Here is a 17,105-nt window from a genome sequence, read left to right on the forward strand (position 1 = left end):
CGACGGACAGCCCCCGTCTCAGACGACCTCGACGGATGCGGCGCCATCGGTGCCACCGGCGCCGCCGTCGACGCCCAGCTCGGTCAGCAGCCGGGCGCGCAACGCCGCGAAACCGGCACTGCTCGCGCCGCGAGGCCGGTCCAGACCGACCGGCGTGTCGTACGCGATCGCCCCGTCCCGCATCACCAGCGCGCGGTCGGCCAGCAGCAGCGCCTCGTCCACATCGTGGGTGACCAGCAGTACGGCGCAGCCGCGTCGCTGCCAGAGCTCGGCCACCAGCCGCTGCGCCTTGATCCGGGTCAACGCGTCCAGCGCGCCGAACGGTTCGTCGAGCAACAGCAGATCCGGCTCACGCACCAGGGCGCGGGCCAGCGAGGCGCGCTGGGCCTCACCCCCGGAGAGCGTCCTGGGCCACGCACCGGACCGCTCCGCGAGCCCGACCTCGTCCAACGCACGTTCCGCGACCGCCCGTTCGGGCTTCCCGGGCAGTCCCAGCAGCACATTGCGCCAGACCCGCTTCCACGGCATGAGCCGCGGCGCCTGGAAGGCGACCGCCCGCCGTCTCGGCACCAGCACCGTGCCCTCGATCTCGCGGTCCAGCCCGGCGAGCACCCGCAGCAGCGTCGACTTCCCACAGCCGCTGCGCCCGAGCAGCGCGGTGAACTCCCCGGCGCGCAGGGTGAGATCGAGCCCGTCGATGACGGCCGCGCCGCCGAAGGAGCGGGTCAGTCCCGCCACCCGCACCGCGGTCTCGGCCGGAGCGGCGGGGCTCACTGTCCCGTGAAGGTCGGTCGCCATTGCAGCAGCAGCCTTTCGAGTGTGCGGACGATGACGTCGGCGGCGAGGCCGAGGAAGGCGTAGACGACCAGGCAGACGACGATGACGTCCGTACGGAAGAACTCCCGGGCCTGGTTCATCAGGAAGCCGATCCCGGCATCGGCGTTGACGGATTCGCCGAAGACCAGGGCCAGCCATGCGGTGGCGAGTGAATAGCGGAGCCCGGTCATGGCCCCGGGCAGCGCGCCCGGCAGCACCACATGCCGGATCAGTCCCCACCGGCCGAGCCCCAACGACTCCCCGGCTTCGATGAGTTGGGCATCGACCCCGCGAATGCCCGCGTACACATTGAGATACAGATGAAAGGCGACACCGAGCGCGATGAGCGCCACCTTCGGGGCCTCACCGATCCCCAGCCAGATGATGAAGAGCGGGATCAGCCCGACCCAGGGGACGGTGCGCAGCATCTGCACACTCGCGTCCACCAGATCCTCGCCGAGCCGGGAGAGCCCGGAAACCAGCGCGAGCGCCGTCCCGACGACACCCCCGAGCACCAGCCCGACGGCGACCCGCTGGAGCGAGATCCCCATCGCGGACGGCAGCGTCCCGTCGGCGATCAGATCCGATCCGGCACGGGCGATGGTGCCGGGCGACGCGAGCACATCGGCGTGCAGGACACCGGTGGCACTGAGAACCTGCCACAACGCGAGCAACAGCAACGGGCCGACAGCACGCCGAACCCAACGGGGCGGCGCGCCCAGGCGCACACCCCGCACGGAGGCCGGAACAACGGGCTCCAGATCGAGCGGCCGCCGATCGGAAGGGACAGGGGACTTCCCGGATTCTGAAGGTATGTCAGGTGGTGCGAGGGCATGGCCGATGGTCATGAGGGCTCCACGAGCAGTCCACGGGCAGGGGGAGTCACACCGCGGCCACGGCCGCGCGAACCACTGCTGCCGTTACGTCACAGCGGTCACGCCGAGCGGCGGACGGGGCGGAATGGGCCGGTGCGCGTACGGGCAGACGCGTACGGCAGCGAGAACGGGCAGAAGCGCCGCCCGGTCACCGACGGAGAAGAAGCCGAGAGAACGTCAGCAGCCGCTGGGACACGCGGCGGAGGTCACCCGCAGCAGGTCGATGTGACCGCGCGAAGTGAGCAGGGCTGAACGGAACATGCCGCCGAACGTAGCGATCCATCACTGAAACGGTCAATGATGTCTCGGCAGGTGGACGCGCGATCTTGCCGAATGGGCGAGAGAATGGACCCATGCCCCACGCCTTCGCCACCAGCGTTCTGCACATCACCACCGGCACCACGGAGACCATCACCGACCTGACCGCCGAATGCGAGCAGTTCCTCACCCGGAACGCCGCCTCCGGAGACGGCCTCCTCAACATCTTCGTACCGCACGCGACCGCCGGCATCGCCATCCTGGAGACCGGATCCGGCAGCGACGACGACCTCCTGGCCACCCTCCACACCCTGCTGCCCGCCGACAGCCGCTGGCAGCACCGCCACGGCAGCCCCGGCCACGGCCGCGACCACGTACTCCCCGCCCTCGTCCCGCCGCACGCGACGCTGCCGGTGATCGGCGGACGGCTGGAGCTGGGGACGTGGCAGTCGGTGTGCCTGGTGGACACGAACGTCGACAACTCGGACCGTCAGGTGCGGTTGAGCTTCCTCGGCCAGTAGGCCGGTTCGGAGGACGAGAGGCCCACATCGGCGCGTCGGCGCTCCTCAAGGAATTCGATGCGCCGGGCCTGTTCGTCGGTGATCACATCGCACACCCAGTCCCAGTGCAGCGCCACCCGGTCGCCGGCGGAGAGCCCGTCGAGCAGCGTCAGTCCACCGGCCGAGCAGCGTACGGTCTCCTCCCGCCACGCGCCGTCGGCAAGCCCCGCACCGTCCCAGCACAACGGGCGTGACCGCACGGTCGCCAGGTCCCTGTCGGCGGCCACGACCACTCCCGTACGGACGCGGCACTGGTCGAGCACGGACAGGGCGGTCGGATGGCCGCTCGACCGCAGCATCGGGGCCCACGGGTACACCTCGAACACCTGGAAGCTGTGATGGGCCAGGGCGCGCCGCCCGGCGTCGCGCCAGGTGCCGCCGAGCTGCCCCCGGAACCGGTCGGTCATGCGCTCCACCAGAGCGGCGGGATCGGCCCGGTCCAGCAGCTCGTTGCCGATCCAGTACGCCTCGACCACCCGCACGTCGAGCGGGTCCGCCAGCCCGGCCGTCTCCGCGAGGAACTGGAGATAGCACCAGGCCCCCTCGAACTGCCGGGCGCGCCGCTCGATGTCGGCGGTCGCGTCACGGCGCAGGAGGGCCGCCGCGTCGGCGGGGCCGCAGTAGCCGAGCTCGTTGGGCGGGTAGGCGTATCGCGCGAACAGCAGGGCGCCCTCGGCACTCACTCAGCAGATCCTCGGTAGTTGTTCGCCGATCGGCAGCCCGATCACCCGGCTCCCGCCCAGCCCCGTTTTCGCCACGACCATCCCGGTGTGATCCGGAACGCAGCTGCCGATCCGGCAGGCGGACCGGCCCAGGGGGTGGGCCCGCATGGCGGCCAGCACCCGGTCCGCGTCCTCGGCCGGGACGATCGCGATCAGTTTGCCCTCGTTGGCCACCTGGAGCGGGTCGAGCCCGAGCAGGCTGCACGCGTCGCGCACCGCGGGCGGTACGGGAAGCAGCCGCTCGACCAGTTCGATGCCCACGTCCGAGGCGCGGGCGATCTCGTTCAGCGATGCCGAGACGCCCCCGCGCGTGGGGTCCCGGAGCACATGGAGGTCGGTTCCGGTGGCGAGCATGGCGGCGACCAGTCCGTGCAGCGCGGCGGTGTCGCTTTCCACCGTCGTACCGAATTCGAGGCCCTCCCGGCAGCTCATCACGGCCACACCGTGCACACCGATGTCGCCGCTGACGAGCACCGCGTCGCCGGGGAGCGCCCGGCGCGCATGGATGTCGACACCGGGAGGGATCACGCCGATGCCCGAGGTGTTGAGGTAGACGCCGTCACCACTGCCGTGTTCCACGACCTTCGTGTCCCCGGTGACCAGGCGTACGCCGGCGTCCTCGGCGGCCCGGCCCACGGCCTGCGCGATCCGGCCGAGGTCGCTCAGCGCGGTGCCCTCCGCGAGGATGAAGGCGGTGGACAGGAACAGCGGCGTCGCACCCGACATGGCCAGGTCGTTGACCGTGCCGTTCACCGCCAGGTCACCGATCGACCCGCCGGGGAAGAACATCGGCTTCACCACGAACGAGTCCGTGGAGAAGGCGAGACGGGTACCGGAGCCGACCGTCAGGACGGCCGAGTCACCGAGGTCGGCGGCGGCCGCGGCACCGTACGCGGGCAGGAACAGGTGCTCGATCAGCTCACCGGACATCGCACCGCCGCCCCCGTGCCCCATGACGACGGACGGGACGTCCCGCAGCGGGACCGGGCAGGCCCACCCTTCGAAGTCGAGGTCGGGCACGTCGTTCACCACGGCGGTCGCGTCTTGCATCGCGTCAGTCACTTCGCATCGACCAGTTCCAGGCGGCGGTGGGTGTAGTACGCGGCGCACGCGCCCTCGGACGACACCATGGTCGCACCGAGGGGATTCCTCGGCGTGCACTCCTTGCCGAACGCCTCGCACAGATGCGGCTTGATCAGGCCCTGGAGGACCTCGCCCGAGCGGCAGAGCGACGACTCGGCGGTGTGGATGTCCGTCACGTCGAACCGCTGCTCCGCGTCGAACGCCCGGTACTTCTCGGAGAGCCGCCAGCCGCTGCGGGGAATCGCCCCGATGCCGCGCCAGGTCCGGTCGGTCACCTCGAAGACATCGGCGAGCATCTCCATGGCGGGCACATTGCCCTCCTCGCGCACGGCCCTGGGGTAGGCGTTCTCCACCTCGTGCCGGCCCGCCTCCAGCTGGACGACGGTCCGGCGGACCCCTTCGAGGATGTCCAGCGGCTCGAAGCCGGTCACCACGATCGGCACCTTGTACTTCCGGGCCAGCGGCGGGTACTCGGCCGTCCCCATCACACTGCATACGTGGCCTGCGGCGAGGAACGCCTGCACCCGGCACGTCGAGGACTCCATGATCGCGGCGATCGCGGGCGGCACCAGCACATGGGACACCAGCAGCGAGAAGTTCCGCACCCCGAACCGCTGGGCCTGATACACCGTCATGGCGTTGGCGGGGGCGGTGGTCTCGAACCCGATCCCGAAGAAGACGACTTCGCGGTCAGGGTTCTCCCGGGCGATCTTCAGCGCGTCGAGCGGCGAGTACACCACGCGTACGTCGCCGCCGGCGCTCTTGACGGAGAAGAGGTCCTGGCTGCTGCCGGGCACGCGCAGCATGTCGCCGAACGAGCAGAAGACGACGCCGGGGCGGGCGGCGATCGCCAGTGCCCGGTCGATGGTCTCCAGCGGGGTGACACAGACGGGACATCCCGGTCCGTGGATCATCTCCACACTGTCCGGCAGCAGTTGGTCGATGCCGTGCCGGATGATGGAGTGGGTCTGGCCGCCGCAGACCTCCATCAGCGCCCACTTCCGCGTGGTGGCCGCGTGGATCTGGTCGATCAGCTTCTTCGCGAGATCGGGGTCACTGAACTCTTCGAGGTACTTCACCGGCCGACTCCTTCGGGAGACACACGCTGTTGGGCCGCGCGCTCGAAACCGTCTCCGAACTCCTCGGCCAGGATGCCGAGCCGCTCGAAGTCGGCAAGGGTGTCCAGGGCCGACCGTTCGTCGAGGCGCTGGATGGCGAAACCGACGTGCACGATGACGTACTCACCGACGGTCGCATCGGGGATGTACTGGAGGCACACCTCCTTGCGCACCCCACCGAAATCGACTTCGGCCATCACGGTGCCGTCGACTTCGGCGGTACTGAGGACACGCCCCGGAACAGCCAGACACATGGTCCCTCTTCTCTGTGGATCCCTCTTGGAGTGCGGCGGTACGGTCGTGCGGCAGCGTCAGTCCGATGCGGCGATCATGAGCTGGCCGAGGGCGATCCCGCCGTCGTTCGGGGGGAGCAGGCGCGGCCGCAGGACGGTGAAGCCTCGCTCGTTCAGGCCGAGTTGCACAGCTTCGAGCAATACGGCGTTCTGGAAGACGCCGCCGCCCAGCGCCACGGTGGAGAGGCCGGTGCGCGAGTGGCAGAGGTCCGCGAGGCGGGTGGCCAGAGCGGCGACGGCGGTGTGGAAGCGCATGGCGATCAGCCCGGCCGGAACGCCGTCGCGCACGTCGGACACCACGGCCCGGACCACCGGGCCCGGATCCGCGACGGCGGGTTCCTCTCTCTTCCCGGGCCGGATGCCGAAGCGGTAGCCGCCCTCCGGTGCCGCGGGCCCGGCGGCCGCGGCACGGGCCAGCCCCTCCAGTTCCATGGCCGCCTCCGCCTCGTACGCCACCACGTGCCGGACGCCGGCCAGGGACGCCACCGCGTCGAAGAGCCGTCCCATGCCCGACGTGGGCACGCAGCCGAATCCGGTGGCGAACTGATGGGCCAGTACGTCGCGTTCGGCGGGCGGGCAGGCACGTACCGCTGGCAGGTCGTCGTCCCAGGGGATGCCGGCCGCGTGCAGATGCGCGAGGGCCATCCGGTACGGCCGCAGCACACTCGCGTCGCCCCCGGCCAGCGGTACGTAACCCAGGTGCGCGGCCCTGCTGAACGACGCGTAGCCGGCCACCAGGACCTCGCCGCCCCAGGCCGCCCCGTCGGCGCCGTGGCCGGTGCCGTCGAAGGCGATGCCGATCACGCGCTCGTCCGCGCCCAGGCCGTGCTCCGCCATCACGGACGCGATGTGCGCGTGGTGGTGCTGCACGGTGCGGACCGGCCGCCCGGCCGCGTGGGCACGAGCCCAGTCGCCGGAGTGGTAGCCGGGGTGTCTGTCGGCCACCAGTCGGGTGGGTGCCACCCCGGTGAGGTCCTCCAGATGCTTCTCGGTCCGGGTCAGAGCGCCGACCGTGGACAGGTCGTCCATGTCGCCGATGTGCTGGCTCAGCCAGGCATAGCGGCCCTCGGCCAGCGCACAGGTGTTCTTCAGGTCGGCGCCCACGGCGAGCGTCGGGGGCACGTCGAAGGGCAGTGCGAGCGGCAGCGGGGCGTATCCGCGCGAGCGGCGCAGCGGCAGCTCGGCACCGGCGGCCCAGCGGCTGACCGAGTCGTCGCACGGCACATGGATGCGCCGGTCGTGCCGTAGCCAGGCATCGACCAGCGGAGCCAGAACGGCCAGCGCGTCGCCGTCGTCGGTGACGATCGGCTCGCCCGACAGATTGGCTGAAGTCATCACCAGTGCGTCCGGGCCCGGATCGTCGTCCCTGATCCCGAAGAGCAGGACGTGCAACGCGGTGTAGGGAAGGAGCAGCCCGAGGTGGGGGCTGCCGGGCGCCACGGCGTCGGACACCCCGGCCCCGGGCCCGGCAGGATGCCGGGGCAGGAGCACGATCGGGCGGCGGCCACCGGACAGGAGCTCCTCCTCGTCCGCCGTGACGGTCACCAGCCGCCGCGCGGCGTCGAGGTCCGGCACCATCACCGCGAACGGCTTGCCGCCGCGCCGCTTGCGCCGGCGCAGCTCGGCCACGGCCGCGTCGTCGCGGGCGTCGCACACCAGGTGGTAGCCACCGAGTCCCTTGACCGCGATGATCCCGCCCTCGGCGAGGAGCTTCCGGGCCGTACGCAGCGCGTCCTCGTCACGGGACAGGGACACGCCTTCCCCGCCGACCAGTTCGAGCCGCGGTCCGCAGTCGGGACAGGCGATCGGCTGGGCGTGGAAGCGCCGGTCGAGCGGGTCCTCGTACTCCGCCCGGCAGGCCCCGCACATCTCGAAGTCCGCCATCGTGGTGGCGGCCCGGTCGTACGGAAGGCCGGTGACGATCGTGAACCTGGGGCCACAGTGCGTGCAGGTGATGAACGGGTGGCGGTAGCGCCGGTCCGACGGATCGACCAGCTCCTCCAGGCAGTCCCGGCAGGTGGCGATGTCGGGCGAGACCAATGTCCTGGCCCGGTCGGACGTGCTGGAGCGCTCGATGGTGAAGCCCGTACCGCCGCGCGTCGGCAGTTCGCTCGTACGCACGTCCTCGACGACCGCGAGCGGAGGGGCGTCGGCGCTCAGACGGCGGCCGAACTCCTCCACGGCCCCGGCCGCTCCCTCGACCTCGGCGAGCACCCCGTCGCCGGTGTTCGTCACCGAGCCCGTGAGCAGCAGTTCCGAGGCGGTGACATAGACGAAAGGCCGGAAGCCCACGCCCTGCACGACGCCGCGCACCTCGAATCTGCGCCGGATCCGCTGCTCCCGGCCGCGGCCCATCATCTCCAGCCCCGACAGGGCCTGACGGGCCTTCGCCCGGTCGATGAGCTCGACGGCGAAGCCCATATGGAGAAGCACCCAGTCGTCGCGACCGGGCGCCTCGTCGAGCATGCCGATGTTGACGCGGCGCCTGGCGCCCTCCACGTCCACCAGAGCCAGCTGGCCCGCGTACCCGTCCACGATCTCCACGACGCGGCCAGGAATGCCTAGGCACATGATCAGGATCTCCGGGGTCGGGTGCTGTTCACGGACGCGGTCGGTACGGCCGGCACGAGCTGCCGGATCAGGGTGTGCACTGCCTGGATCGCTTCGGGCACCGCGCTGTCGACGGCTTCGCCGAGCCCGATGCCCTCCTCGACTCCGGCGGGTGTGCAGCCGACGAGGTAGGTGAGCGGAAGCGTACCGCCCAGTTGTTCCAGATTTGCCAGGACAGCAACCGGATTCATTCCATGTGCGTCGAATTCACCCGAACCGAGGTCCTCCACACCGATGCGGAGCACCGTCACCTCCCCGGGGGCCCCGCCCCCCGGGTACGCGTCGACCAGAACCAGCGCGTCGTACCCGTCGAGCAGGTCGTACGCGAGATGCATGCCGCGGATGCCGTAGTCCACCACCCGGACCTGCGGGGGCATCCCCCCGTCGCGGGCCAGCCGGCGCACGACCTCCGGGCCGAAGCCGTCGTCGCCGAGAAACAGATTGCCGATGCCCGCGACCAGCACCCGGGTGGCGGTGTCCGGTTCCCTCGTCATCGTCGGCTCAGCCGCCCCCGGACCGGAGGTCGGGCGATGCCGGGTCCTGAGTCTTCTGCGGGTGTACGGAGGTGTCGGAGCGTTCGTCCGAGGTGCCCGAGGGACGGTCGGCAGGGCCGGCCGAGGGCCGGTCCGAGCCGGTGTCGCGGGACCCCTTCGGGCCTCGTTCCTCCTGCGGCTCCTCCTCGACGTCGCTGTTCTTCTCCGGTGTCTCAGCCATGGGGTACTCCTTGCTCACTTCACTCGGACCGGGATTCACATCGAACGGATGTGCAGGTAACGGCGGATGTCGGGGATCGACCTGATCCCGACCGCCACGGCGACGAGCGCCACGGCCGCGGCCGCTCCGGCGGTGATGATGCCCAGGGTCTTCACGATCGGTTCTCCTCTCGGTGCTGCGCCGTCTCCTCGACGCTCAGGGGTGTCAGTTCGTCGGGCGCGAAGTAGAAGTAGCGGCCGTACCAGTCGTGCAGGTCCGACGCGGGGTCGTCGACGAGGACCAGGGCGATGTGCGTACCACCGTCCACGTCCGAGAGAACCGCCGTCACCCGGGCCACCTGGCCGGCGAAGAACAGGTCCTGCGCGTCCGCCCGCCGGGAGGGGTGGACGCGGACCAGGCTGCCCTTGGCCACCCGGACCCCGTCGATCACGACCGCGTCGCTCCCGGGCCGCACCGAGGCGTCGGCCGCCGGATCCCACCAGGGGGCGCCCGCGGTGTCGAAGGCGGCGGGTTCCACATCCCGGACGTCGGCCACCGGGCCAGCGGGAGCCGCGGGCTGCGGCCGGTGCGGGTCGCGCAGCAGACCGTGCAACTGCTGGAGGCCGGCGGGCGACATGCCGTCGCACCGGTCGATGATCTCCCGGGCCCGGGGATCGGTGGCCCGGGCCTCCGCCTTCTCCTCCTCCGTCATGGTCATCACGCGGAGGGTCAGGATCTCGTCGATCTCGGTCGAGTCGAAGAGCGCGCCGGGGCTCTGCTCGGCGACCTCCGGGTAGTCGTACAGGATGATCGGCGCACCGAGCAGGGTGTCCGTCGTCCCCTTCGGTCCGGCCAGCACGGGCCAGCATCTGCGCTGTCGGCAACGGCCGGCGGCCGCTGCCGCCCCGGCGGGCGGTTCGAGCAGCGAGACGAACTCGGCGTCGTGCGCCCGCAGCAGCAGATGCGCGCCGATCAGCGAGGACCGGATCGCGGCGTCCTTGGTGGCCGCGGGCTCCGGATGCTCGTTGCGCACCGCCACCGAGAGGCGCACGTATCCGTCGTCGATGACGGCCCGAGCGCGGACCCGGACCGTCAACGGCAGCCGCCGTCGCACGATCCGGCCCGCCACCACACCCCGCGCGTCGGTCAGCGGCTCGGTCTCCTCGCCGCCCGGGACCTCGTGGACGGCATCCGTCACCTCCCCCAACGGCAGGGCGGGCAGCACGATTTCACGCTCGACGGCCTCGTCCCAGGACATCACCGGCACCCCGTCGACGATGAGCTGCCCGACCGGTACCTCCACCCCGTCCTCGCCCGTGCTCAGCACCTCGCGGACCTGGAGTTGGAGGAAGCGCAGATGCACGGTGACGGCCGCCGGCCCGTCGTGCGGTGCCAGCAGGCACTGCGTCTCCATCTCCGGCTCCTCGCCGAAACTCGCCGCCGTGGCGTGCGGCGGGCCGAGGACCCCGAACTGCCAGCGCGACCGGTTCTTGTGCGAGCTCGCCCGGTACGGGTACAGGAGGTACCCCTCGTACAGGACGGCGTCGGCGATCGAACGCACCTGGTCGAGACTCACAGGACCACCTCGTCGTGTTCGGCCAGGAGGGTCTGGACCGTCTCGTCCCAGCTGATCAGCCCGTGCCGGGCCCGGAAGTCCGCGAAGCGTGCCAGCACCTCGTGGTCCAGCCGGATCCATCCGGTGTTCGGGTAGTGCGCCGCCACCATGCGTCGCCACACCTCGACCGGCATCGGGTGCCGGGCCTCGCAGTCCCACGGCACCTGCTCGACCCCGAAGCCCTTGCTGCCGCGGGTGAAGACCGTGCCGGAGAACATCAGGGCGAGGGGCACCGAACCCTCGCCCAGGGCGTGCAGATAGCGGGAACCGATCACGTCGAAGTCGTAGGTGCAGGGCAGGGCGAGATCGACCTCGGTCGCACCGCTGAACCCCTGCACGGTGGTGTCGCAGCTCATCCACTGGAACGGCTTCAGGGTGTCCGTCCAGCGGTCCCGGCCGCCGAACAGCGCCACCAGGCCGCTCTGTTCGGCCTCGTCGTAATGGCGCCGCTGCGGCTCGATGCGGACCTGGCAGTGCAGCGCGATGGCATGGATCCGCCGGCCCGTCCGCTCCTCGATCCGCAGCCGCGCGGTCAGCTGCGGAGCGGCCGCGTACGGCTCGGCGACTACGTCGAGCACGGAGAACGCGAAGTCGTTCACGGCGCCCCGATCCCCGCGGCGGGCCGGCTGCGGTCCGCCACCCGCGCGAAGAAGCCGTCCATCGCGGCACGGGCCTCGGTGCCACCGTCGAACCCGCGCCACAGCGAGCGCAGTTGCCCCACCAGCTCGTAGCAGGCGTCGATCGGCACCAGATGGCACGAACCCTCGCTCTCCGCCGTACGCCGGATCAGCAGCGCCTCCACGTCCGGATGCAGCACGGAGAGCTCCGGGCTCGACTCGACGACGGCCGCCCAGGCGTCCAGCGGCAGTTCCGACTCGGTGGCCCCGGCGGGCCCGGGGTAGAACGCGACCATCCGGTCCTGGACGGAGTTGTGGAACAGGAAGGCGAGCCCCACGGGAATCTGCAGCTCGTCCCAGGCACGCCCGTCCACGGTCAGCCCGGCGAAGTGCAGATACCGCTCGGGGACCGCCCGGTACCGCAGCTCCGCGTTCTCGTCGGTGAACAGCAGATAGCAGGCCCGACAGCAGCACATCAGGGCGCGGCTGTCGAGGTTCACCACATGGGAGTGGCTCTCGCCGATCGGTTCCGCGCACATCTCGCAGCGCTCACCGGCAACCGGCCGCGGCCGGTTGCGTCTGAGCCGCAGCAGGGCGGAGGCCGGCGAGGCGGAACGGCCGACGGCGATCACGGCGCCACCGCCGCGGGGACCGACACCGAGACCACGGCACCGTCCGACAGCAGGGGCAACGGGGCCAGATGCCCGCCGTTCTCGTCGAGGCAGACACCGGCCCGTCGCACGTCGTAATGGGCACGGCATCCGGCGCAGCGCAGTACCGCGTCCCCGGACCGGCCGCCCAGCCGCCGCGCCAGCGTGGCACCCTCGAACGGCCGCTCGCAGCGCGCGCACCGGTCCTCGAAGGCGAAGAGATCCGTGCCCACCCGACAGGCCACCACCGGCATCCTGCCGACACCGACCCGGGCCACGGCGCCGGACTCCAGCCCCGACAGCTCCGGCACGACCTCCCACGACGCGCCGTCGTCGGCCGTCCCGGACTCCGTGTGCAGCCGGGCGAACAGCGAGTCCACCGGTACCAGCGGCCCCGCCGCCCCGGCGTCCTCGTCGGCCGCGGTCTCGACCTCGATCGAGGTGATCTCCGGCGCCGCCGCCTCCACAGCACCCTGCACGGCCAGCCTGAGCGTGACCGAGGACGACGGGCAGCCGTCACAACTGCCCAGCAGCCGCAACCGGACGGTGCCCTCGTCGGTGACGGCGAGCAGCTCCACATCGCCGCCGTGCGACCCCAGATACGGCCGTACGCTCTCCAGCGCCTGCTCGACCCGGGTCTCCACGCCGTACGGATGCAGCCCGTGCACCAGCAGGACGCCGGCCACCAGCTCGTCGCCGGCCAGGGCGGCCAGGACGTCTTCGTCCAGCCGCCCCTGTTCGTGCACGAGATCGAGCAGCCGTTCGAGCCCGGCACCGTAGAAGTCGGCGACGACCCGGACCAGTTCCTCGCTGCGCTCGCGGGCGACCGCACCGCCCGAGCCACTGGCGGCGATCAGGGCGTCGATGCGTTCACCGGTCGTCCGCCAGTCGGGCGTGGCCGGGGAATCCTCCCGCGCCATCACTCACTGCCCGCGGACTGGGTGGGGGAGTGCAGGAGCTCCAGCTTCTTGCCCTCGCCGAGATACATGTGCACACCGCAGGGCAGACAGGGGTCGAAGCTGCGCACCGTGCGCATGATGTCGATGCCCTTGAAGTGCTCCCGGTCGTTCTCCTCGAAGATCGGCTGGCCCTGCACGGCGTCCTCGTAGGGGCCGGGCGTGCCGTACGTGTCACGGGGGCTCGCGTTCCACGGAGTCGGCGGGTACGGGTGGTAGTTGGCGATCTTGCCGTCCCGGATCACCATGTGGTGGGAGAGAACGCCGCGGACCGCCTCGGTGAACCCGCAGCCCACACCCTCCTCGGGCACCTCGAACTTCTCCCAGGTCTTGGTGTTCCCGGAGCGGATCTCCACGAGCGCCTTCTCCGCGAAGTGGAGCGCGCAGGCGGCCGCGTAGGCCTGGAAGTAGCTGCGCGCCCGGTTGCGCTCGATGGTGTTGCTCCACTTCGGGACGTGCCACTCCAGCTCCACCGGCCCCTTGAGGGCGGTCTTGGGGAGGTTGATCTTGACGCTGTGGCCGGTGGCCTGGATGTAGCCGATGTCGACCAGACCGGCCAGAGCGGTGGTCCACAGCCGCGCGAGCGGCCCGCCGCCCGTGTCGAGCGCCAGGTAGTCCTTGCCGTCGAACCACCGCGGTGACATGACCCAGCTGTACTTGTCGTCCAGGTCCCGCTTCTGCGGCTGCGGGTTGGTGTGCTGGTTCCACGGGTGGCGCCGGTCGACCGGATTGCCGAGCGGGTCGTGGGAGACGAAGGTCTCCTGCTCGTCCCAGTCGTTGTAGTACGACGAACCGAGCAGGATCCGGATGCCGAGGTTGATCTTCACCAGGTCGGTGGTGACCAGCTTCCCGTCGACGACGACACCGGGGGTGACGTACATCTTCCGGCCCCAGTCGGTCATGTCCTTGTACTCGAAGTTGCAGTGCTCCGGGTCCTGGAAGGAGCCCCAGCAGCCCAGCAGGATGCGCCGGTTGCCGACCTGCTCGTACCCCGGCAGGGCTTCGTAGAAGAAGTCGAAGAGGTCGTCGTGCATCGGCACGACCTTCTTCATGAACTCGACGTACCGCTGGAGGCGGGTGATGTAGTCCGTCATCAGCTGGATGGTCGCCACGGTGCCGACGCCACCGGGATAGAGCGTGGAGGGGTGCACGTGCCTGCCCTCCATCAGGCAGAACATCTCCCGGGTCATCCGGCTGACCTGGAGCGCCTCGCGGTAGAACTCGCCGGTGAACGGGTTCAGCGACCGCATGATGTCGCCGATCGTCCTGTATCCGTGCGCGTCGGCGTGCGGGGAGGGGGTGCGGTTGGCCTGCTCCAGTACCCCGGGGTTGGTCTCCGCGACCATCTTCTCGCAGTAGTCGACCCCGACCAGGTTCTCCTGGAAGATGTTGTGGTCGAACATGTACTCCGCGGCCTCGCCGAGATTCACGATCCATTCGCCGAGGTGCGGCGGCTTCACCCCGTACGCCATGTTCTGCGTGTAACACGAACATGTGGCGTGGTTGTCACCGCAGATTCCGCAGATACGACTGGTGATGAAGTGTGCGTCCCGGGGGTCCTTCCCCTTCATGAAGACCGAATAGCCCCGGAAGATGGAGCTGGTGCTGTGACACTCGGCGACCACCTTCTGCTTGAAGTCGATCTTCGTGTAGATACCCAGGCTGCCGACGATCCGGGTAATGGGATCCCACGCCATTTCGACCAGGTCGTTCTTTCCCTGGCCGCCCCCGGCACCCTTGTGCTGCGTCGCGGTCATTGCGCCGCCTCTGCTTTCTGTCCGTTGCGGTGATGTACGCGGTCGTTCACCAGGTGCGTGTGGCGCCGGTGGTGAGTTTCTTGCCGGGCCTACGCCATTTCGGTTCGCGGTCCAGGGTGTGGGTGGTGAGGTGGCGCAGCCGCCGCATCGTCGACCCGTACAGCCCGACCGCGTTGGTCGAGAGCTTTCCTCCGGGGGGCTCGTCCATGAACGGCATGAACTTGTCCGGGAACCCGGGCATGGTGCAGCCGATGCAGATGCCACCGACGTTGGGGCAGCCGCCGATGCCGTTCATCCAGCCCCGTTTGGGCACGTTGCACTTGACCGTGGGGCCCCAGCAGCCCAGCTTGACGATGCACTTCGGTGAGCCGTACTCCGTCGCGAAGTCGGCCTGCTCGTAGTACCCGGCCCGGTCGCAGCCCTCGTGGACCGTCGACCCGAACAGCCACGTCGGCCGCAGCGCGTCGTCGAGCGGGATCATCGGCGCCTGGTCGGTGGCCATGTAGAGCAGGTAGGTGAGCGTCTCCGAGAGGTTGTCCGGCTGGATCGGGCACCCCGGGACGCACACGATCGGGATCCCGGCCTTGGACTTCCAGTCCCAGCCCAGGTAGTCGGGAACCCCCATTGCGCCGGTCGGGTTGCCCGCCATGGCGTGGATGCCGCCGTACGTCGCGCAGGTGCCGACCGCGACGACCGCGGTCGCCTTCGGAGCCAGCCGGTCGAGCCACTCGCTGGTCGTCATCGGCTGGCCGGTGGCGGGATCGTTGCCGAACCCGCACCAGTAGCCCTCGTCGTGCAACCGCTCGTTCGGAATGGATCCCTCGACCACCAGGACGAACGGTTCCAGCTCTCCGCGATCGGCCTTGAAGAACCATTCGAGGAAATCATCGGCGCCGCCGTTCGGGCCGCATTCGAAATCGATGAGCGGCCAGTGGACAGCGACCTGCGGAAGTCCCGGCAGGGCGCCGAGAGCGATTTCCTCGATGCTCGGCTGCGTGGCGGCGGTCAGTGACACGGAATCGCCGTCACAGCTCAGTCCTGCGTTGATCCACAGCACGTGGATCAGTGTGTCCTCCGCCTTTACCGCTTCCTCTGTCGGCATGGCAGTGCCGCCTTTCAGGATGACGGCCTACCGGCCATCGGCCCCCACGGGTGGGTATGCGCACATTGCTACCATCACGCCTCGATTCGCGGGCACCGGCAACAGGGGAATTCGCCGCACCGGCTTGTCACCGGGGGCCGAATGACGGCATGCGGTGGGCCGCTCGGGTGGTCCGGGCGTGCGACCGGTCCCGTCGGTCGGCGCCACGGTCCGCCCGTGGCCCTACGGTCGGAGCCACCCGCGGAAGGACGAGGCACCGGTGCACGAGCTGGCCATCACACAGAGCGTCGTCGACTCGGTGTGCGAACGCGCCGGGGGGCGTCCGGTCCGCTCGGTCCGCGTCCGCGTCGGCGTGCTCACGGCCGTGGTACCCGACTCGATGCGGTTCTGCTTCGGCCTGGTCACGGAGGGAACGGCCGCCGAGGGCGCGCAGTTGGAGATCGACCAGCCGCCCGGCGCCGGCCGCTGCCGCACCTGTGCCGTCGCATTCACCCTGACCGACCTGATTCTGCTGTGTCCCTGCGGCAGCGCGGATGTGGAGATCACATCGGGACAGGAACTGCAGATCGTCTCCATGGAAGTGGGCTGAACCATGTGCGGTACCTGCGGCTGTGCCGAGGAGTCCGGCGGGACCAGGATCGTGATGCTGCGGGAGGACGATGCACCGGACCACGGACATCCGCATCCGCACCCGCACCCTCGTCCGCACGAGCGTCGTCAGCCGAGTGGCGCCGGTGAGACCGTCACCATCGAGCAGAAGGTGCTCGCCAAGAACGACCTGCTCGCGGAGCGCAACCGGACGTGGATGACCGACCGCGGCGTCGTGGCCGTGAACATGATGAGCTCGCCGGGCGCAGGCAAGACCACCCTGCTGGAACGCGCCGTCACCGACCTCGGCGGCCGCCGGCCGGTGGCCGTCGTCGAGGGCGACCAGGAGACGAGGCTCGACGCCGACCGGATCAGGCGTACGGGCTGCGCCGTGGTGCAGGTGAACACGGGGGCGGGGTGCCACCTCGACGCGGAGATGATGCGGGACGCCCTCACGGCACTGTCCCCGGCCGAGGGGTCGCTGCTCATGGTGGAGAACGTCGGAAACCTGGTGTGCCCTGCCCTGTTCGACCTGGGGGAGCGCAGCAAGGTCGTGATCATCTCGGTCACCGAGGGCACGGACAAGCCGCTGAAGTACCCGTACATGTTTGCCGCTGCCGACCTGATCCTGATCAACAAGTCCGATCTGCTGCCCTACGTCGACTTCGACGTCGAGCAGTGCGCGCGGCACGCGCGCTCGGTGAACCCGGACGTCCGCGTGCTGACGGTCTCGGCGACCACCGGCGAGGGCCTGTCCCACTGGTACGACTGGCTGGCGGAGCAGCGGTAGCC

General features: G+C 70.2%; 19 protein-coding genes. 3 read left to right on the forward strand and 16 right to left on the reverse strand.

Translation table 11 applies throughout. The features are described from left to right. Window positions 1-18: 18 nt before the first annotated feature. The 3 genes from EES42_RS17875 to EES42_RS47595 form a co-directional block, all read right to left on the reverse strand. A complete protein-coding gene (locus EES42_RS17875; protein ID WP_124719182.1) occupies window positions 19-798 on the reverse strand; it encodes an ABC transporter ATP-binding protein in 780 nt (259 codons plus the stop codon). Beyond that, window positions 771-1,664, reverse strand: coding sequence for an ABC transporter permease (locus tag EES42_RS17880; RefSeq protein ID WP_206433496.1), 894 nt, complete (start codon window positions 1,662-1,664; stop codon window positions 771-773). Before EES42_RS17880 ends, EES42_RS17875 begins: the two co-directional genes overlap by 28 nt. Window positions 1,665-1,868: 204 nt before the next feature. Beyond that, window positions 1,869-1,952, reverse strand: a complete 84-nt coding sequence (locus EES42_RS47595; RefSeq protein ID WP_346775398.1) for a putative leader peptide — start codon at window positions 1,950-1,952, stop codon at window positions 1,869-1,871. 92 nt (window positions 1,953-2,044) lie between these two features. Between EES42_RS47595 and EES42_RS17885 the strand changes: the two genes are divergently transcribed. Continuing rightward, window positions 2,045-2,470, forward strand: a complete 426-nt coding sequence (locus tag EES42_RS17885) for a secondary thiamine-phosphate synthase enzyme YjbQ (RefSeq protein ID WP_124719183.1) — start codon at window positions 2,045-2,047, stop codon at window positions 2,468-2,470. On the opposite strand, the gene EES42_RS17890 is transcribed toward EES42_RS17885, so the two are convergent. The 13 genes from EES42_RS17890 to EES42_RS17950 all read right to left on the reverse strand — a co-directional run bounded on the left by EES42_RS17890 (window position 2,440) and on the right by EES42_RS17950 (window position 15,725). Further along, a complete protein-coding gene (locus EES42_RS17890) occupies window positions 2,440-3,192 on the reverse strand; it encodes a DUF6390 family protein (protein WP_124719184.1) in 753 nt (250 codons plus the stop codon). The genes EES42_RS17885 and EES42_RS17890 overlap by 31 nt on opposite strands. Further along, complete coding sequence (gene hypE / locus EES42_RS17895; protein WP_124719185.1) at window positions 3,193-4,281, reverse strand: hydrogenase expression/formation protein HypE; 1,089 nt, start codon at window positions 4,279-4,281, stop codon at window positions 3,193-3,195. It abuts the gene before it with no gap. An 8-nt stretch (window positions 4,282-4,289) separates the two neighbouring features. Continuing rightward, window positions 4,290-5,393 carry a hydrogenase formation protein HypD gene (gene hypD, locus EES42_RS17900; protein ID WP_124719186.1) on the reverse strand — a complete coding sequence of 368 codons (1,104 nt, stop codon included), beginning with the start codon at window positions 5,391-5,393 and terminating at the stop codon, window positions 4,290-4,292. Then, window positions 5,390-5,686, reverse strand: a complete 297-nt coding sequence (locus tag EES42_RS17905) for a HypC/HybG/HupF family hydrogenase formation chaperone (RefSeq protein WP_124719187.1) — start codon at window positions 5,684-5,686, stop codon at window positions 5,390-5,392. The genes hypD and EES42_RS17905 overlap by 4 nt, the downstream gene beginning before the upstream one ends. 57 nt (window positions 5,687-5,743) lie before the next feature. Beyond that, entirely contained in the window at window positions 5,744-8,296 is a 2,553-nt protein-coding gene (hypF, locus tag EES42_RS17910; protein WP_124719188.1) for a carbamoyltransferase HypF, read from the reverse strand. 2 nt (window positions 8,297-8,298) lie between these two features. Further along, complete coding sequence (locus EES42_RS17915) at window positions 8,299-8,829, reverse strand: hydrogenase maturation protease (RefSeq protein ID WP_124719189.1); 531 nt, start codon at window positions 8,827-8,829, stop codon at window positions 8,299-8,301. A gap of 7 nt (window positions 8,830-8,836) precedes the next feature. Further along, a complete protein-coding gene (locus tag EES42_RS17920) occupies window positions 8,837-9,049 on the reverse strand; it encodes a hypothetical protein (protein ID WP_124719190.1) in 213 nt (70 codons plus the stop codon). 151 nt (window positions 9,050-9,200) lie between these two features. Continuing rightward, window positions 9,201-10,604 carry a hypothetical protein gene (locus EES42_RS17925; RefSeq protein WP_124719191.1) on the reverse strand — a complete coding sequence of 468 codons (1,404 nt, stop codon included), beginning with the start codon at window positions 10,602-10,604 and terminating at the stop codon, window positions 9,201-9,203. Next, window positions 10,601-11,242: a DUF6084 family protein gene (locus EES42_RS17930; protein WP_124719192.1), complete on the reverse strand. Its 642-nt coding sequence runs from the start codon at window positions 11,240-11,242 to the stop codon at window positions 10,601-10,603. Before EES42_RS17930 ends, EES42_RS17925 begins: the two co-directional genes overlap by 4 nt. After that, complete coding sequence (locus EES42_RS17935) at window positions 11,239-11,892, reverse strand: DUF5947 family protein (protein ID WP_241196437.1); 654 nt, start codon at window positions 11,890-11,892, stop codon at window positions 11,239-11,241. Before EES42_RS17935 ends, EES42_RS17930 begins: the two co-directional genes overlap by 4 nt. Beyond that, on the reverse strand, window positions 11,889-12,830 hold the full coding sequence (locus EES42_RS17940) for a NifU family protein (RefSeq protein WP_124719193.1): 942 nt from the start codon (window positions 12,828-12,830) through the stop codon (window positions 11,889-11,891). The genes EES42_RS17935 and EES42_RS17940 overlap by 4 nt, the downstream gene beginning before the upstream one ends. Continuing rightward, window positions 12,830-14,623: a nickel-dependent hydrogenase large subunit gene (locus EES42_RS17945; RefSeq protein WP_124719194.1), complete on the reverse strand. Its 1,794-nt coding sequence runs from the start codon at window positions 14,621-14,623 to the stop codon at window positions 12,830-12,832. Before EES42_RS17945 ends, EES42_RS17940 begins: the two co-directional genes overlap by 1 nt. A 46-nt stretch (window positions 14,624-14,669) precedes the next feature. Beyond that, window positions 14,670-15,725, reverse strand: coding sequence for an NADH-quinone oxidoreductase subunit B family protein (locus EES42_RS17950; RefSeq protein WP_124719195.1), 1,056 nt, complete (start codon window positions 15,723-15,725; stop codon window positions 14,670-14,672). A gap of 259 nt (window positions 15,726-15,984) precedes the next feature. Between EES42_RS17950 and EES42_RS17955 the strand changes: the two genes are divergently transcribed. Both EES42_RS17955 and hypB read left to right on the forward strand, forming a co-directional pair. Beyond that, window positions 15,985-16,314 carry a hydrogenase maturation nickel metallochaperone HypA/HybF gene (locus EES42_RS17955; RefSeq protein ID WP_124719196.1) on the forward strand — a complete coding sequence of 110 codons (330 nt, stop codon included), beginning with the start codon at window positions 15,985-15,987 and terminating at the stop codon, window positions 16,312-16,314. 3 nt (window positions 16,315-16,317) lie between these two features. After that, on the forward strand, window positions 16,318-17,103 hold the full coding sequence (hypB, locus tag EES42_RS17960; protein ID WP_124719197.1) for a hydrogenase nickel incorporation protein HypB: 786 nt from the start codon (window positions 16,318-16,320) through the stop codon (window positions 17,101-17,103). Window positions 17,104-17,105: the final 2 nt, after the last annotated feature.

Source organism: Streptomyces sp. ADI95-17 (genome assembly GCF_003846175.1).
Lineage (GTDB): Bacteria > Actinomycetota > Actinomycetes > Streptomycetales > Streptomycetaceae > Streptomyces > Streptomyces sanglieri.

Excerpts from the sequence above, each read along its gene's own strand:
- EES42_RS17880 (WP_206433496.1), bottom strand. The coding sequence starts at position 1,664 with ATGACCATCGGCCATGCCCTCGCACCACCTGACATACCTTCAGAATCC.
- hypB (WP_124719197.1), top strand. The coding sequence starts at position 16,318 with ATGTGCGGTACCTGCGGCTGTGCCGAGGAGTCCGGCGGGACCAGGATC.
- EES42_RS17950 (WP_124719195.1), bottom strand. The coding sequence starts at position 15,725 with ATGCCGACAGAGGAAGCGGTAAAGGCGGAGGACACACTGATCCACGTG.
- EES42_RS17905 (WP_124719187.1), bottom strand. The coding sequence starts at position 5,686 with ATGTGTCTGGCTGTTCCGGGGCGTGTCCTCAGTACCGCCGAAGTCGAC.
- EES42_RS17940 (WP_124719193.1), bottom strand. The coding sequence starts at position 12,830 with ATGGCGCGGGAGGATTCCCCGGCCACGCCCGACTGGCGGACGACCGGT.
- EES42_RS17920 (WP_124719190.1), bottom strand. The coding sequence starts at position 9,049 with ATGGCTGAGACACCGGAGAAGAACAGCGACGTCGAGGAGGAGCCGCAG.
- hypF (WP_124719188.1), bottom strand. The coding sequence starts at position 8,296 with ATGTGCCTAGGCATTCCTGGCCGCGTCGTGGAGATCGTGGACGGGTAC.
- EES42_RS47595 (WP_346775398.1), bottom strand. The coding sequence starts at position 1,952 with ATGTTCCGTTCAGCCCTGCTCACTTCGCGCGGTCACATCGACCTGCTG.
- EES42_RS17885 (WP_124719183.1), top strand. The coding sequence starts at position 2,045 with ATGCCCCACGCCTTCGCCACCAGCGTTCTGCACATCACCACCGGCACC.
- hypE (WP_124719185.1), bottom strand. The coding sequence starts at position 4,281 with ATGCAAGACGCGACCGCCGTGGTGAACGACGTGCCCGACCTCGACTTC.
- EES42_RS17945 (WP_124719194.1), bottom strand. The coding sequence starts at position 14,623 with ATGACCGCGACGCAGCACAAGGGTGCCGGGGGCGGCCAGGGAAAGAAC.
- EES42_RS17915 (WP_124719189.1), bottom strand. The coding sequence starts at position 8,829 with ATGACGAGGGAACCGGACACCGCCACCCGGGTGCTGGTCGCGGGCATC.
- EES42_RS17875 (WP_124719182.1), bottom strand. The coding sequence starts at position 798 with ATGGCGACCGACCTTCACGGGACAGTGAGCCCCGCCGCTCCGGCCGAG.